The 13290-nt window shown below is 54.4% G+C and carries 14 protein-coding genes; 9 read left to right on the forward strand and 5 right to left on the reverse strand.

Features of this window, described 5'->3' with window-relative positions; all coding sequences use genetic code 11:
• Positions 1–239 precede the first annotated feature (239 nt).
• Positions 240–1781: a glycosyltransferase gene (locus ACFFK0_RS23040; RefSeq protein ID WP_377472714.1), complete on the forward strand. Its 1542-nt coding sequence runs from the start codon at positions 240–242 to the stop codon at positions 1779–1781.
• A gap of 1 nt (position 1782) precedes the next feature.
• Positions 1783–2793, forward strand: a complete 1011-nt coding sequence (locus ACFFK0_RS23045; RefSeq protein ID WP_377472715.1) for a polysaccharide pyruvyl transferase family protein — start codon at positions 1783–1785, stop codon at positions 2791–2793.
• Here the strand turns inward: ACFFK0_RS23045 and ACFFK0_RS23050 are convergent.
• The gene (locus ACFFK0_RS23050; RefSeq protein ID WP_377472716.1) at positions 2790–3794 is read right to left on the reverse strand and encodes a glycosyltransferase; all 1005 of its coding nucleotides are present in this window, start codon (positions 3792–3794) and stop codon (positions 2790–2792) included. The genes ACFFK0_RS23045 and ACFFK0_RS23050 overlap by 4 nt on opposite strands.
• Before the next feature lie 123 nt (positions 3795–3917).
• Here ACFFK0_RS23050 and ACFFK0_RS23055 point away from each other — a divergent pair, with 123 nt between their 5' ends.
• Positions 3918–5186 (forward strand): glycosyltransferase family 2 protein, encoded by a 1269-nt coding sequence (locus ACFFK0_RS23055; protein ID WP_377472717.1) that lies wholly within the window; start codon positions 3918–3920, stop codon positions 5184–5186.
• 62 nt (positions 5187–5248) lie between these two features.
• Here the strand turns inward: ACFFK0_RS23055 and ACFFK0_RS23060 are convergent, their stop codons facing one another.
• The 3 genes from ACFFK0_RS23060 to ACFFK0_RS23070 all read right to left on the reverse strand — a co-directional run bounded on the left by ACFFK0_RS23060 (position 5249) and on the right by ACFFK0_RS23070 (position 6632).
• Positions 5249–5458 (reverse strand): hypothetical protein, encoded by a 210-nt coding sequence (locus ACFFK0_RS23060; protein WP_377472718.1) that lies wholly within the window; start codon positions 5456–5458, stop codon positions 5249–5251.
• A 25-nt stretch (positions 5459–5483) separates the two neighbouring features.
• Positions 5484–5885: a hypothetical protein gene (locus ACFFK0_RS23065; protein ID WP_377472719.1), complete on the reverse strand. Its 402-nt coding sequence runs from the start codon at positions 5883–5885 to the stop codon at positions 5484–5486.
• 132 nt (positions 5886–6017) lie between these two features.
• Positions 6018–6632 carry a DUF1796 family putative cysteine peptidase gene (locus ACFFK0_RS23070; RefSeq protein WP_377472720.1) on the reverse strand — a complete coding sequence of 205 codons (615 nt, stop codon included), beginning with the start codon at positions 6630–6632 and terminating at the stop codon, positions 6018–6020.
• Between the two features lie 163 nt (positions 6633–6795).
• On the opposite strand from ACFFK0_RS23070, the gene ACFFK0_RS23075 reads away from it, so the two are divergent.
• Together ACFFK0_RS23075 and ACFFK0_RS23080 are read left to right on the forward strand one after the other, a co-directional pair.
• A complete protein-coding gene (locus tag ACFFK0_RS23075; protein WP_377472721.1) occupies positions 6796–6978 on the forward strand; it encodes an HAD family hydrolase in 183 nt (60 codons plus the stop codon).
• Positions 6975–7223, forward strand: coding sequence for a hypothetical protein (locus ACFFK0_RS23080; protein WP_377472722.1), 249 nt, complete (start codon positions 6975–6977; stop codon positions 7221–7223). Before ACFFK0_RS23075 ends, ACFFK0_RS23080 begins: the two co-directional genes overlap by 4 nt.
• Here the strand turns inward: ACFFK0_RS23080 and sspI are convergent.
• Positions 7220–7432 carry a small acid-soluble spore protein SspI gene (sspI, locus tag ACFFK0_RS23085; protein WP_377472723.1) on the reverse strand — a complete coding sequence of 71 codons (213 nt, stop codon included), beginning with the start codon at positions 7430–7432 and terminating at the stop codon, positions 7220–7222. The genes ACFFK0_RS23080 and sspI overlap by 4 nt on opposite strands.
• 199 nt (positions 7433–7631) lie before the next feature.
• Here sspI and ACFFK0_RS23090 point away from each other — a divergent pair, with 199 nt between their 5' ends.
• The 4 genes from ACFFK0_RS23090 to ACFFK0_RS23105 all read left to right on the forward strand — a co-directional run bounded on the left by ACFFK0_RS23090 (position 7632) and on the right by ACFFK0_RS23105 (position 13289).
• Positions 7632–8471, forward strand: a complete 840-nt coding sequence (locus ACFFK0_RS23090) for a TrmH family RNA methyltransferase (RefSeq protein ID WP_377472724.1) — start codon at positions 7632–7634, stop codon at positions 8469–8471.
• 365 nt (positions 8472–8836) lie between these two features.
• On the forward strand, positions 8837–10606 hold the full coding sequence (locus ACFFK0_RS23095; protein ID WP_377472796.1) for a sensor histidine kinase: 1770 nt from the start codon (positions 8837–8839) through the stop codon (positions 10604–10606).
• A gap of 34 nt (positions 10607–10640) precedes the next feature.
• Complete coding sequence (locus ACFFK0_RS23100) at positions 10641–12221, forward strand: helix-turn-helix domain-containing protein (RefSeq protein ID WP_377472725.1); 1581 nt, start codon at positions 10641–10643, stop codon at positions 12219–12221.
• Positions 12222–12395: 174 nt separating this feature from the next.
• A complete protein-coding gene (locus ACFFK0_RS23105; RefSeq protein ID WP_377472726.1) occupies positions 12396–13289 on the forward strand; it encodes an ABC transporter permease in 894 nt (297 codons plus the stop codon).
• The last annotated feature ends 1 nt before the right edge of the window (position 13290 follow it).

Genomic DNA, 13290 nt, shown 5'->3' on the forward strand with positions numbered 1-13290 from the left:
AGGGATTTTCAGTGGCTATTCTACTCCCCTCGAGGGCGATTAGCATGGACGCTTATCTAGCTTTTTAAATTAAGGCGAATATAACTAGAGTGAAAAACTAGGCTGCGCAGGCGGATTATTGGAATTTGCCCGAAAATAATCATTCCGTCTATCACCAATCCTACTGTGTCCCACTATGATAAATGGTATGAATCCGTGTCTATGCCAGTTTCGAAATGTTCAGAAGGCGAGGTTTCCGCATGGGTATCGTGATTTATCCGCCAACCATCGACTGGGGTTACATGAAGCAAAGACCCCAGCATGTTATGAGCATGTTCGCCTCTCACGGCATTCCGGTCCTGTACTTCAACAAACGCAATCAGGAAGGTCCCGTCATTGAAAAGGCGGCTCCGAACTTGTATGTCATTCATCATTTCGAATTTTTCATGCAAGCATTATACGGTCAATTGCAGGGCGAACGGCTGCTGTGGTCGTCATGGAGCAAAATGCTGGGTCATGCGTCACGCTTCCGGCCGAACCGAACCGTTTACGACTGCGTTGACGATTTTCCCGATTGGGAAGCCGATGAGAAGAAGTGGGCGCATGTAGCCGACTTGATCGTGTGTACGGCAGAGCATTTACAGGAAAAAATGCGGGCGCTGGTTCCGGATAAGCCGAATGTGCTCATTCGCAACGGCTGCGATTGGAACCATTTTGCCGCAAAGCCTTCGGGGCGATCGCCGGCGCTGTCCGCACTGCCGCCGACTGCCGGCTACCGGATCGGTTATGTAGGGGCGTGGGCGCCATGGGTAGATGAACAATTGGTACGGAAAACGGCAGCCGCCTTCCCCGATTCGCAGCTCGTCATCGTCGGACCGAAGCTGAGAAGCGATGCGGACGATTTGGGACCTAACGTGTTTAACCTGGGCTATATGGATTACCAGGAGCTGCCGCTTCTGCTGGCGGGATTGGACGTTTGCCTGATTCCGTTCCGCTTGAACCGGATTACGGAAAGCACGAATCCGATCAAGGTGTACGAGTATTTGGCGGCCGGCAAGCCGGTCGTATCGACCGGACTGCCGGAGGTGCGCAAGCTGGCGCCGACGGTGAGCGTTGCGGACGATCACGAGAGCTTCATTGAAGCGGTCCGGCTAGCGCTCACCACGACGCCGGAGGAACGTGAACGGTTGTCCCAGTACGCGAGGTCGTTCAGCTGGGAGCAAAGATTCGACCAAATCCATATGGCGCTGCATGCCCATTGTCCCGAGTTTTTCACGCCGGTCTTGGACGCGTCTGCGGTGTCGGCGCTGGACCGGCTTTGCGGTACGTACGCATCGACTTCCAAGAGCTTGCGCCACGGCACCGTGAATTCGTATTACCGGAAGATGGCGCTGCCGCAGGATCCGCCGATGATCGGAACGCTGACGGGAGGAGAATATCAGTGTTGCTTCCAGCTGGATAGCTCGGCGTCGCTGCCGGACTTCGAGAAGGCTTATCTCGAATTCGAAGTCAACGCATCCGAGCAGTCCTCCCGGGAGGCAGTCATTGAGATCGGCGTCGGGTATACGCCATGGAGCCGTTCGACGTTAACGTACGAGAACAAACCGCCGATGACGACCTTTACGCGCTTTCGGCCTGCCGACTTCGTCAGCGAGACGATATCGATTGAGGTGACCTCCTACTTTCGTCAAAACCATCGCCCTTCGTTTCAGCTTCGAACGGATCACAACCAGCTGATCGGCATCGGGCAGGCAAGAATGACGTTCATTACCAAAGAGACGCACAACGAGTGGAGGGGATAGTGTGAATCTGTGTGTTTGCGGATATTACGGGTTCGGCAATTTCGGGGATGAATTGTTTCTGCGCACGCTGGCCCAGCAATTTCCGGAGGATGCCGTGTTTCCGTACTCTCCGCTCGTGGACATCGCTCAGGTGGATGCGGTCATTATCGGCGGCGGCGATTTAATTACGCCGTACCATTACAACAACTATTACTTTCCGGAGGCTTTGAGAGGATTGCCTACGTGGGTGTACGGCGTCGGCATCGTCGATTTTTACCCGGAAAACACGTGGCCCGCGGCAGCGGTGAACCGGTATCGCGAGCGGCTGCAGGAAACGAACGGATTGTACCTGAGGGACGAATGGTCCGTACAAACCGCAAGAAGCCATTCGTTTCATTCCGCCGTCGAGCTGGTGCCGGATATCGCTTTCAGCTACAAGGAGCCCCGATACCCGTTCCGCTTCTCCGCTTCCAAAAAGACGGTCGGCGTGTGCGTGTTTGCCTATGACGATTTTCCCTTCGATTCGTTCGTGAAGCTGCTGGGCGAAATCTCGCGGCAAAATCTTGCTCTCGTGCTGATTCCCGTCGTTCATCATGTGAACAATCCGTATACGGATCTCGCCGTGTGTGCACGGATCCGGGATGCGGTGAAGGACGCTCATCCTGCGGCGGACATCGTCGTTGCGGAGGCGGCGACCGATCTTGATATTACGTATCGCTGCCTCCAGTCAGTCGATTATTTGATATCGTTCAAGCTGCACCCGGCTCTCGTCGCCTTGCGCGGCGGCGTTCCCGTCCTGTCGCTCAGCAAAATGGGCAAGGTCAGAAGCCTGCTCCGGTCGCTCGGACTGTCCGCTTATTTCGCCGATTACGAAGCGCCGCATTCCGTGCTGGCCGACCGGGTGGAGATGCTGCTAAGCCAAGGGAAGGCCGATGTCGATCGCGTGCTGCCGCTGATCCGCGATAAAGAAACGACAGGAACGGCTAAGCTGCAGTCGCTGCGGGAGCAGATTCGGGCGGTATGCGGCCGTTAACCGAATAGGAACGCTTCAATCTCTTGTACGCGGTGGGCCCACGTGTTGCAAAGCGCGAACCGCTTGCGCGCTTCTCTGTCTCCGGCATCCTGCAGACGCTCTAACGTAAGGCGGTGGAAATCCGCCGCATCCGCCGCTGTGTCCACATACGGCATCATCATGCGGCACTCCGGCAAGCTTGTGGAAACCACGGGAATGCCCGCGGCGAGGTATTCGTAGGCCTTAACCGGATTCGTAGCGAGCGTGACGGCCGTCAGACGGAACGGGATCAGTCCGACGGACAATCGCCGGAGGTAGGAGGAGAGCTGCCGGTGCGGCTTCATGCCCAGAAACCGGATTCCGGAACGATACGGCGCAAACGGTCTACCGAACTCCGGCCCAATGACAACGATTTGAGCCTGCCGCTGCAGCCTTGCCGTGTACAGAAGCAAATTCGGATTGACCCACGGAGCCCAAGCTCCGATATAACCTATCGTCGGGCCGGCCGGAAGGTCGGCCGGCGTCATTGCCGCATCGTCTTCATTCGGCAGATGAAGCCCCATATCGAGGTCGTAGGCGTTGCGGACGAGCGCCAAGCGTTTTCCCGGATATCGGCCGTCCAGACGTTCCCTTAACCTCTCCGAAGTACATACCACAGCGTCGGCGCAAGCGGCCATCTCCCGTTCGTACGGCGCCCATTCCGCAAACTCGTCCACACAATCATACACGATCAGATCCGGATCATATTGACGAAGCGACGAAGCCAATTGGGGCAGCGAGCACCAGACGATAACGGGAGCTTGCAGCCGCGCTTTGGCTGGCTTCCATTCGCGCTCCAGCCAGCGTTCATGATGCTTCACAATAAATAGCCCGGGCTCGATTTCCTCGGCGGGGGCATCCTCTAAAGTCCGGTTGCAGTAGTATACGGTATGGCCGGCTCTTGCAAAATATTTCATCAATTGCTGCGGCCGCTGCATCATCCAATCCCAATCGATCGTCGGGGGATATACAAGGATTGCCATCTGATCACCTTCCGTTCGTTGTTGACCGGCTACAAGCACATTGTATGTCGCATCGTCGGAACACGCACCAGGATTGGGCTGCGGTCATAAGCTATGGCGAATGACAAGATTGAAGGAGCGGGAATGGTGGACGTACTTCTGATCGGCAGCGGGAGAAGCTGGGAGCTTGAGCTGACGGCATCCAGCGTTCGCGCTGCGCTGCCACAAGCTCAACTGCACATTATCGATGAGGCCTTCGAGCGGTGTCCGGCAGACCGAATCAACGGTCTCATGCACTCGCTTAACGTACCTTATTGGCTGACTGTGCAGGCCGGAACGACGCTGACAGGGGTTATCCAGGACGAGCTTGAGCGCGCCATACGGACGCTGGAGCGAGGGGAACGGACCGGCTGGATCATGCTCGGGGACGGTCAGGAAGCGATCGTATGGAAGCGTGAATGTGTGCGGAGCGGCTTGACGAACGGCTTTGCGGGCCGGCCGTTCCTGCCGTTTCCCCGCTGGATGCTGCACGATAAACAACTGCAATGCGCCCGCCTCGGCTGGCACGGTCTGACGCTGTCCGGGGACGGTGTTCGGCAGGGGAGCAAGCGGGAGCGCCGGGACGGCACGGCCGAGGAGCGGGAGCTGATCGCACCGATTCTGGAGCGGGCGCCGACATTGTGGGGAGGGGAACAACCGGACATCAGCGTCGTACTGTGCACGCATAACGAAGCCGATTATATCCCTTGGGCGATACGCAGCGTAATGGCGCAAACTTGCCCGGCGTGGGAGCTGATCATTGTCGACGACGGCTCGACGGACGGTACTCGGGAACGCATCGACGCACTGCTGGCGGATTCCCGTGTGTTCTATGTACGTATGAACGCGAACCAGGGCAAATCCAGCTGTTTGAACCGCGCGCTTCAGGATGCGCGAGGCCGCTGGCTTCTGGAGCTGGATGCGGACGATTGGCTTGCCCCCGGCTGCTTGGAGGCTTTGCGTACGGCGGCAGCGTCAGGACGGGACGATATCGCCATGTGGTACGGCGACTGCCATGAATGGGCCGAGCTGAGCGGTCTGGCGCTTCGGTATAAAGGTGTGCGGCGGGCACCGGCTGCATGGGACAGACGGCATTTTCTCGAGAAGGCCGTTCCAATCGCTCCCCGCCTGTATGACACGGAGGCGATTCGGCGTCTTGGCGGCTGGACCGTAGAAGACCCGTCGAACGGGAGGCTGTACGAAGATTTCTGGATGATCGCCAAGCTCGCGGATCGATTCCGCCTCGCTTATGTCGATCTACCGCTCTATCACCGCAGATTGCGCTCCTCCAGCATTACGCAGCGTCACCGGGAAGCGTACCCGGCGTGGAAGCAGTGGCTGGAAGAGAAGTCCGGACGGAAGCGGTCCGAATGAAGCGTTACGAACAGGGGGAGCTGCCGCAAGCTCCCCCTGTTCGTACGGTGCGTTACTAAAGGTCAATCCAATTGGGGCTGCGGCAAGACCCGGACATATTCAATTTGTCCGATCAAGATGTTCGTAAGTACGGCCGTGTAGTAGCCTTGCGCGACGTTAACGGTGATATAGCCGCTGCCGACGAAAGCCAGCTGACCCGTGAAAAATTCATTGGTCAGGAACACCTCGACCGTACGCCCTACATAACCAGCCATAAGCTCTTCAAAATTCATGAATGAAAGCCTCCTTGATCAATCGTTAGATGACGGCCTGGATTTGCACGATAGGGACCACGGCGATGCTGCCGGACGGCTCCAGAATCTGAATGACGTCGGTGCCGAGAATTTGCAGCGTGCCGCTGATCGCCCCTGCGTCCGTTACGACGGTTACCGTTTCTCCGACACGATCCTCCAGCAGGTCGACAATCGGCCCGGTTCCCGGATTCGCTGCTTGATCGGTTAACGATACGGTGTAGCCGGTGGTGTCCGAGCTTTGAAATTGGATGGTGAACTGTTCCTCCAGCAAATAAGAGATGCATTGTGCGATATCCATCCCACGCAAATTCACTTCGGGAGTGAAGCCGAAGCTTGAGACGGCCGTTACCGGGATTTTGCCTTTAAGATGGTTGTACGTGCCTCTCAATACGATCGTTCTTGCCATTCCTTTTCCTCCTCTTATCCCGATGGTTCATCAGGAATTTGCGCTCATCGGCGCAATCCGTTCATCTTATTCCAGAAAAAATCGCTAAGTATGGATGAATATCGTTGTCGCGTAAAAAATAACTCATTTGTTTCACGGGACTTGGAACAAAGCCGACCACGCCGCATCGGATCCCCGCCAGTCCGCTCCCTTCGGAAGCGTTACGGCGGCAACATGGTCAAGCCCCCAGCTTTCGGGTACGGTATCCCGCCGGGAAGGATCTTCGTGCGTATTGACGGCAAGCAGCAAGTAATCCGGAGTGCGGATCAGCGAATGGAGCGCCTGCTGAAGCGCAGCGGCCTGCTCCTTCGTCATTTGCGTCCGCACCAGCAGCAAGGAAGGACTTTGTTCCAGCGCTTGAATGAGGCGTTCGGAACGGCGGTCGATTTTCCGCTTGAATTCGTCATGCGTTCGCTGCCACTCGCCCTCGGGCTGTGTAAACGGGAAGTCGTGATACGAATCGATCGTGTACACCGTATCTCTAATGACATAATGCCGATGCGCCCGACCGATGAGCTGCATGCTGGAAAGCTCCATAAATCCGTGAAAACGTAGCTGAAGCAGCTTGACCAAGCCGGGTACGGAGGAAGAAATAAACCAGTCGAGCGGACCGGCTTCCCGGCGCAGCTTCATTCGGCGCAGCTGGTAGGCCGCTTGGCATGAAGAACCGAGACTGAAGATATCTTGATATTGGTGGAGTGCTTTCATAGACTTGCATTCCTCCCTCAAGGTGAAAATATATAGACGCCATGAAGAAGCGGTGTCAGGAAGCTACTTCCTACTGTATGTAGAATACGAGAGTTGGTGCGGGCAATTGGGAGGGTGCGATTCGTCACGGTTGCTGGTATGATGAGAGCAAGGAGGAGAGGGGATGGATACATTCGTGCAAAAAAAACGCCTGGCCATCGTCACCGACTTCGACGGCACGCTCATGGAGCAGGACGTCGGCGATGAGCTGATGGAGGCGCTGAAGGTAAGCGAGCATCCGGCGGTGAGGGCCGTTTCGGCGCGCTTCGCGCGGCGCGAAATCGGCTACTACGACTGGATCGAATGAAGGAGGCCGGCTGGCAAGTCATCTATATCGGTGACGGCTCAAGCGATGTGTATGGATCGGCATTCGCCGACTGGACTTTCGCCCGGGCGTATTTGGCGCGGCAGCTGCAGCAATCGGGAGAGCCGGCCTTTGCATTCGAGACGTTCCATGACGTTCTGGAGGTGCTCCGGCCGAACATCGAATCGTTCAGGATGGGGACGATGCCGGGGCGCAGCCGCGGCGATCATCCGTTTTGCAGCTTTTAATGAGGCAGATGCTGCTGCAGCGTTTGGACGAGCTCCTGCTTGGTTTCATCGCCGGTATGCTGCCATATTAATTCAAACAGAACGCCTAGACCCGGCAGCACACGCTCTTCGGCGCCGATGGAATCGTCGATCACATCGCGCAGCTCCTCCGGCGTCTTGTCCTGCATGCGTTGAATGATAGCTTGTCTCAGGTTAAGGGTGATAGGCATGTCGGCAACTCCTCGCTTTATATGTACTTGTCGGATTGCATCCGTCTTAGGATGCCCGGAGGAAGAGGATTTCATGCTGCAAAATCCCTGACCTGAGATCGATCGCCAGCCGGTGCGGTATTTGGATTATTGCGGCGGCCATGAGGTATAATGGGGGCATTCGGATTTTCTGCGACGTAGGGAAGGTGTGAAGCAAGCCATGGCTACGGAAATATTATCGGCACAGAACCCGCGGGTGAAAGAATGGGCGCAGCTGCTGGAACGGAAAGGACGCGACCGCCAGCAGCGGTATTTGATCGAAGGCCCGCATCTCGTCGAGGAAGCGCTGAAGTACCATGCACCGGTGACGACTGTGGTGTTTTCGCTCGATAAAGGATTACCGCCAGGGATCCGCGAGCAGGGCGCCTCTGCGGGGATCGAATGGGTCGGCGCCAGCGAAGCGGTGCTCGCGAAGCTGGCCGACACGCAGACGCCGCAGGGCATCGTCGCCGTAGTTGAGCGCACGGCGGCACAGGCGGCGTCTCTTGTCGGCGGAGCGGGGGCCGGGAACGGGGACGGCGGCGGTCGCAGCCCGCTCGTCATCGTCCTCGACGCCGTGCAGGATCCCGGCAACGTCGGCACGATCATCCGCGGCGCCGATGCGGTAGGAGCGGACGCCGTCGTTCTCGGCCGCGGCACCGCCGATCTGTATAACCCGAAGACGATCCGGTCGACGATGGGCTCGCTATTTCACCTGCCGATCGTCGAGGCGGATCTTGGCGAGCTGCTGCCGCTGGCTCGAAGAGTCGGCGCCCGTATCGTCGGGACGAGCCTGCAGGCGAACCGGTCGTGCTACGAGGCCGACCTGACGCAGCCGACCTGGCTCGTCTTCGGCAACGAGGGCAAGGGAATGTCCGGGGCCGTTGCGGCGCTCGTGACCGACCCTGTCATTATCCCGATGCACGGGAAAGCCGAGTCGCTCAATGTGGCGATGGCGGCGACGGTGCTGATGTTTGAGGCGGCGCGGCAGCGGGGGATTGCCCGAACCGGATCGGGATGAATCGCGGTAATGTGATGCTTCCCAAACAACAGACTGGCATTGCTCGGTTTTCATACCGATCGATTGCCCAGTCTTTTTTTCTTCCCAAAAGAGGAATGGATCGGGTTGCAGCCATTTAGCTTAAAAATGACATGGTTTAAACTTAAAAACGCCCCTTTGTGCGATTGTCAGCCTGATCGTATAGTGAATGTAAGCGAATACAACGCAAACAGGATTGTCTATGTATTTTTCATAATATGGAAATAATAGGTATTCGCGTTGTTTCATTCGTACAAGTAAAATAAAAGGAGACGCCATATAACCGGGGAAGTGCGTAAATGAAGCACATCAATTGGATACGAAGAATGGTTTCAACGATTAGAAACATGAAGCTCCAGAATAAATTGATGGGCGGGTATTTATTAGGCTGCATGATACCGGTACTTGTTGTAAGTACAATTATTTATAGTCAATCCGTTGCGGGGCTTGAGGATTCCTCCCAGGAGTTTGCCACTCTGTACACGTCCCAAATCGAGAATTCTTTGAATCAACTCATGCAAGAATACGACAAAATCACAAAGTCGGTATTGATAGACAAGGATTTCATCTCCAGGCTTAGGGATAATCAGAAAATCTCTATGGACGATAGGATCCTTCAGAGTGAAACGTTTCGCAGAATGCTGATGCGGGTGTCCTTGCTCAAATCCGATATCAGTACAGTGATGCTTATTAGTCCCGATAACGCCGTTTACCAATATACCAATACGACCAGCACGGTGAACGAAAGCGCGCTGTTATCGCAAGATTGGTACAAGCGGTACCGGAACTCGGACGATACGTTTTTTGTCACTGAATTGCATGACCGCTCCTACTACGAGGATAGGGGGGACGGTGCAATCGTTACGGTGGGAAGGGTACTGCTTACGTCCGATGGGGCGTTTGCGGGATGGCTTCTCATCGATCTGGATCCGTTCACGCTGCTCGCGCCGAATCCCGATTTTGTGCTCGCTCGCGATAAATATGACATGAGTGTGATCATTAGCAATTCGTTTGGGAAAACCGTGTACCATTCCGACGCCGCGAGCGGCCGGGTATCCTGGAAACAAGTTTTGGATTCGGAAATTGATTATACCAAGGATGTGAGCGACAAAGATCGAATCGTGATTTCAGGAGGCGTAAGCTTAGGCCATTTGATTGTTAAGACGGAGATTCCCCGCCAGAAGCTGTTACTTAAAATTCGAAAGATTCAATCCGTAACAGGGATCGTAATCCTAATGGGATTCGTGATTATGGTGTTCGTTTCGTTAGGTCTCAACTATGCAATAACTAAGCCGATTAAAAGCTTGCGGCGGAGCATGAAGCAGGCCGAAGCCGGACAGTACATGCCCATCGAGAGGGTGCAGGCGCATGATGAGATCGGAAGTCTCGTCAACAGCTACAATAAAATGATCGTCACGATTCGAACCTTGATCGAAGACGTCTATATTGCGGAGATCAAGCAGCGGCAGGCTAAGTTTCTTGCGCTTCAGAACCAGATCAACCCCCACATGCTGTACAACACGCTGGAATCGATCCGCATGAAGGCGCTGGTGAAGGAAGACGATGAGGTAGCCGGTATGATCAAAATTCTCGCGCGGATGTTTCGGCTCGCCTTGGGCAAGGAAGGCGGGCAGCATTCGATTAAGCATGAATTGGAATATACGGTGAATTATTTGAAACTGCAAAACATCCGGTTTGATGACCGGTTCCGGCTGGAAGTCCGACTTCCGGATGAGATGCTGGAGTGCGGCATCATTCCGCTTGTCTTCCAGCCTATTGTGGAGAACAGCATCAACCATGGATTTCGGGATTACAGCCGATATATGAACATCGTGATCGAAGGCGTCGGGTCGACGGACGATGGGATTATGATTCGGATCACGGATGACGGCACCGGCATGTCCCGGGACAAGCTGGAGGAGCTGCAAGCTCAGCTGGTGGATGCGGATTCGGATAAGCTCAAGATCGAGCAGACGGAGGAGACCGTAGGAAGAGGGCTGGGTCTGAAAAATATCGCGGAACGAATCAAGCTGCATTACGGAGATCGGTATGCTCTGAACATTTACTCGGAACAAGGAATAGGAACAACGGTTGAGATTCTTATTCCCAAGTGCTGATGCGGCGCCGGGGGATCTATGGGAGGTGCCTGAGATGAAAGTATTTTTGGTGGATGACGAGAAGGGCATTGTGACCGGTCTGAAAAAACTGATCGGCCGATATATTCCTGAATGTGAAGTAGTAGGTGAAGCCTATAACGGTCTGGAAGGCGCAAGGCTGATACAAGACCGCGAGCCTGATATCGTCATTACGGATATCCGGATGCCGCATGCAGATGGTCTGGAAATGATCGCGATGCTAAAGGATGCCGGGTGTCCGGCCGAATTCATTTTGCTGAGCGGATATGCGGATTTCGATTACGCACGCAAGGGCATGCAGCTCGGAGTCCGATATTACATGAACAAGCCGGTGGAGGAAGAGGAACTGCGCGACTGCGTCTGCAAAGTGATGAACGGAATCCGGGAAGATCGTGACAAGCTGCAAGAGGTGGATGAACTGAAACAAGAAGTTCGCAGCCGCATACTGGAGAGCACTCTGCGGGACATTATCGATGCGGGTGGAGACAATTCGGTCTATGTCGGCGAGTGGCTTCGAATGGCCGGCATTCCGGAAGAACACACCCGGTTTGTCTGTGCTCTTCTCGAATTTGACGGCGGCAGCGGCACTTTGGCCGAAAATCGGATGAATCCGGTGTTCCGCCACGTAGACCGTGCATTGAATCGTTTTCGGGGTGTATACCGGTTTCGCTATGCAGGTTCTCAGCTAGCTATTGTGGTTGCTCATGGCGAGGATATCGAGTCCGGGGAGATCGCTCGGTCCCTCAACCGACTGAAGGAAGCGGTGTTTCGAGAGCTGCAGTTGTCCATGACTGCCGGAATCGGAATGGTCAAGGACAAGGCGGTTGAAATTAGCTCATCCTTCGAGGAAGCACGTCATGCGTTGAGCTATAAGGTGATCCAGGGGGCCAGGACTGTCATTTCGTATCCCGAGATCAGAAGCTTGACGGGCGAGCGCCGTAACGTTCCGGAGGAGCTAATCGACAAGCTGGAGGCTGCCCTGAACAATATGGACGAAGAGAAATGCATAAGTCTCATCGGCGAGATTTTCTGCTGGATGGAGGCGGAATTCATAGCGAGTCCGGCAGAGCTCCAATTACTGTGTTTGAATATTGTGCTGTCAAGCGTGCGTAAAATGTCTTTTCAGCAATTGCAGCAGAACGATTTTCTAGGGCGTCATATCCTCTCACTGGAGGGAATATCGCGGTTTCGGACACTAGAGCGTTTGGAGCAATGGATGGTTGAGGTCATACAGGGAATCATTGCTTTCAATTTGGAGCATAATATTTCCAAGAAAAAAGACATTATTGCAGAGGTTAAGAAGTATGTCGCAGAGCACTACAATGAATCGATCAGTCTAGCGGAGCTGGCAGCCCGTTATTTCATCAATCCCTACTACTTAAGCCAGTTATTCAAACAAAAGACGGGCGATACGTATTTGAATTTTTTGGCGCAGGTCCGGATTAACAAGGCGAAGGAGCTGCTGGAGAAGACGAATCTCAAGGTATATGAGATTTCCCAAACGGTAGGTTACTCGGATACACAGCATTTTTCCCGTCTGTTTGAGAAACTGACGGGCTGCAAACCGAGCGAATACCGCCGCAATTCAAATGTTTGACCGTTAGAAGTCTTTTTGCCGTGAGACGGCGAGAGGGCTTTTTTTTTCAAAGCTAAAAAATGACCTTGTAAAATACTTAAAAACGACCCTTTGAGCCCGATGACTCCTCGCGTGTATAGTATGTGTAAGCGAATACAAGCAAATACAACAAAACGGATTCTAGGGGGAATCGGGTTGACTCATCGAATGAAGGTGTATTGGCCGCTGTATGTGATGGCCATTCCGGGCATTATTTTTCTTATCGTGTTTAAGTACATTCCGCTGGCGGGTTCTGTGATCGCTTTCAAGGATTATTCGGTGTTCAGAGGATTTATGGACAGCCCATGGGTAGGATTGAAACATTTCGCAACCCTATTCCGTTATCCCGATTTCGCCCGGGTGTTCGGCAATACGCTGGTGCTCGGCTTTCTGCGAATTGTAATCGTTTTCCCGGTGCCTGTCCTGCTGGCGCTCATGATCAACGAAATCCGGAAATCGGCGCTGAAGAAAGGGATTCAGACGGCTCTGTATGTTCCGCACTTTCTGTCTTGGGTCATCGTTGCCGGTATTGTATTCGATTTGTTCTCGCTTAGCGGATTGTTTAACGTGGTGCTCGGATGGTTTCATTATGATCCCGTCCTTGTGATGCAGGAAAGCGCATATTTCCGTGTGGTTTATGTGCTTACCTCCATATGGAAAGATGCGGGATGGGGAACGGTAGTCTATATGGCAGCAATTAGCGCCATCGACCCGCAGCTCTACGAGTCGGCCATGATCGACGGCGCATCGCGCTTCAAGCAGATTCGACTCATTACGTTCCCGCTGCTGCTGCCTACCGTGCTGGTGCTGCTGCTGCTCGAAATCGGCAATTTTCTTGATTTGGGCTTCGACCAGGTGTTCAATCTGCAAACGCCGATGACGTATAGCGTAGGGGATATTCTGGATACTTACGTATTCCGGACCGGCATTCAGCAAGCGCAGTACAGCTTCGCGACGGCGGTCGGTTTGTTCCAGTCGGTAATCGGATTTATTCTTGTGTATATCTTTAACAGATTGTCGAAAAAGGTTTCGGATGGGGGGCTGTGGTAAC

It is taken from the genome of Paenibacillus chartarius (assembly GCF_042432825.1).
Classification (GTDB): domain Bacteria; phylum Bacillota; class Bacilli; order Paenibacillales; family NBRC-103111; genus Gordoniibacillus; species Gordoniibacillus chartarius.